Raw genomic sequence first — 2064 nt, 5'->3', positions numbered from 1 at the left:
TCAGGACATATGGCATCGGATGGCTTGGCCCTGGGACTAGCGCTGTTGGCAACTTGGATGGCGCGGTTTCCAGTCTCAGAACGAGCACCCTTTGGCTATCGTCGGGTAGAAATTTTAGCAGCGTTGGTGAATGGGGCTGGGTTGGTGGCGATCGCCCTGCGGATTGGCTGGGAAGCAATTGTCCATTTGCAACAACCTCCTGCGGACATTCTCAGCTTGCCGATGATGATTACAGCCGGAATTGGGGTGATGGTTAACGGCATCAACGTAATCATGTTGCATCAAGACAGCCACCATGATCTCAACCTGAAGGGTGCATTTTTGCACATGGTGGCGGATATGGTTGGTTCCTTGGGGGTGCTGTTAGCCGCGATCGCCATCTGGGCATTCCATTGGGTTTGGGCAGATGGGGTTGTGAGCTTGTTTGTGACTGTGTTGATTGTAATGGGCACTTTACCCCTGCTTAAGCAAAGTGTGGCCATCTTGCTAGAGCAGACACCTAGTCACCTAAATCTGGCAGCTATCCGGCAGTGTATCCACGAAATTGAGGGGGTAGCTAGCATCGAGCACCTGCGGGTCTGGACGATCGCTCCTGGGCAGGAGATTGTTGCCGTTGGGGTCACCGTTGCCAGGGATAGGGGTGAAGACAGTGGCCCCTACCGTGATCAGTTATGTCAGACCATACAAATCTTGCTGAATCAGAGGTTTGGTATCCACGAGGTCATGGTTCAAATTAATCACACTAAACCCGTTATGGCCTTGGAGCAGAGCTTGCTAGAGACAATCGTTTCAGCAAAATCCTAGTCTGGTCGTGCCGCTCCTGTAGTGGGATCGCTGATGTACAGCCCTAATTGAAGAGTAGATAGGGCAGTATCCCAAACCGGTAAGAACCGTTCAGCATCCTCGACCCAATAATCAAAGGTAAGCAAGCATTGAATCCCGGCACCCAGACCAACAGCAATGCGGGAAAAGGCTTGTCGATGTTCGTTGGAATCCATAAACAACAATTCTGTCCACACTAATCGCAGGGCAACTCGGTTGACCTCATGGATAATGCTGCGTTTGATGACATTGCGGGTGTCGCGATCAACAACCTGCCGCAATAATCTAGGCAAGGGGATTTGGCTATAGTCTGCTGGGGGCAAGCGGTTAAACGACACCTCTAGGCAACAATTGTCATCGGGTGGTTTTCCGTCAGTGAAGCGAAAGGAGCTTTGTTGCGGCTCTAAGATCCAACCTTGCGGAACATCAAATCTGACTGCACCCCGATCAGCAACAAAAACCTGATAGCCAGGAGTCGCTTTCCACAGGTGATTTTCCTTGAGTTCCAGTGTTTCTTTAATCCACTTGAGGTTGTGTTTCGAGCGCTTTGCCATAGCCCTGATGCCTCCAATGACAAGGATTTTTGCATCTTAGCACGTTACCGACGGTTACCCTGGAAGGGATACCAGCCTGACCGCCACCAAGCTCGCAGTAATCCTAGCAAGGCTAAGGCTTGTTGTAGCTGATGGTAGTGAATTGCTAGTTGCTGATAGGTTAGCTGCCACTGTTGAACCTGATTGTGAAGGCTAAGCACATTAGCAGGTGCAGTTGCCATGGCCTCGAATACTTGGCGTTCCCAACGAGTCACAACTCGCGTCGTCAGAGATAACACCTGTTTTACTTGCCATAGCTTCCAAGCTACCCAGCAGCAGGCGATCGCAATCAGGCAATTGCAAATAATCACAGCGTTCACTACATCCATGCAGGTTTGTTCAGTCTATCTACCTATGCCTAGGATACTAGCAACTTGGGATATTCTGATTCAGGGTATAGGACATCTGATTCAGGGTATAGGACAATAGTGACCCGTGAAGGGGCTGTGGTTCAAGCAAATCATAGTGACGGTGTTTCCTAAGCGCCAAGTATCTACTGTTCTGCTATCCTAGCGTGCACGTCCTTTGTCCATTGCAACTATGGTTCAAGCTGCCCCTACACTGGTTATCTACGTCAATCCAGCGGTTACTAGCCATACGGGCACTGGCAGCCAAACAAATCCATTACGCACCTTAACTAGGGCACTGC

At 50.2% G+C, this 2064-nt stretch carries 3 protein-coding genes; 1 reads left to right on the top strand and 2 read right to left on the bottom strand.

Annotated elements, in window-relative coordinates; genetic code table 11:
• The coding region (locus NZ772_17995; protein ID MCS6815447.1) for a cation diffusion facilitator family transporter at window positions 1-804 on the top strand (804 nt) is incomplete at its 5' end.
• Here the strand turns inward: NZ772_17995 and NZ772_17990 are convergent.
• Both NZ772_17990 and NZ772_17985 read right to left on the bottom strand, forming a co-directional pair.
• Window positions 801-1376, bottom strand: a complete 576-nt coding sequence (locus NZ772_17990; GenBank protein ID MCS6815446.1) for a hypothetical protein — start codon at window positions 1374-1376, stop codon at window positions 801-803. The genes NZ772_17995 and NZ772_17990 overlap by 4 nt on opposite strands.
• Before the next feature lie 44 nt (window positions 1377-1420).
• Entirely contained in the window at window positions 1421-1744 is a 324-nt protein-coding gene (locus tag NZ772_17985) for a hypothetical protein (GenBank protein MCS6815445.1), read from the bottom strand.
• Window positions 1745-2064 lie beyond the last annotated feature (320 nt).

Source organism: Cyanobacteriota bacterium, from assembly GCA_025054735.1.
In the GTDB taxonomy this organism is placed as follows: domain Bacteria; phylum Cyanobacteriota; class Cyanobacteriia; order SKYG9; family SKYG9; genus SKYG9.
Note: the sequence above shows the minus strand (reverse complement) of the source record. Positions and strands in the feature narration are given on the sequence as shown.

Excerpts from the sequence above, each read along its gene's own strand:
- NZ772_17990 (MCS6815446.1), bottom strand. The coding sequence starts at position 1,376 with ATGGCAAAGCGCTCGAAACACAACCTCAAGTGGATTAAAGAAACACTG.
- NZ772_17985 (MCS6815445.1), bottom strand. The coding sequence starts at position 1,744 with ATGGATGTAGTGAACGCTGTGATTATTTGCAATTGCCTGATTGCGATC.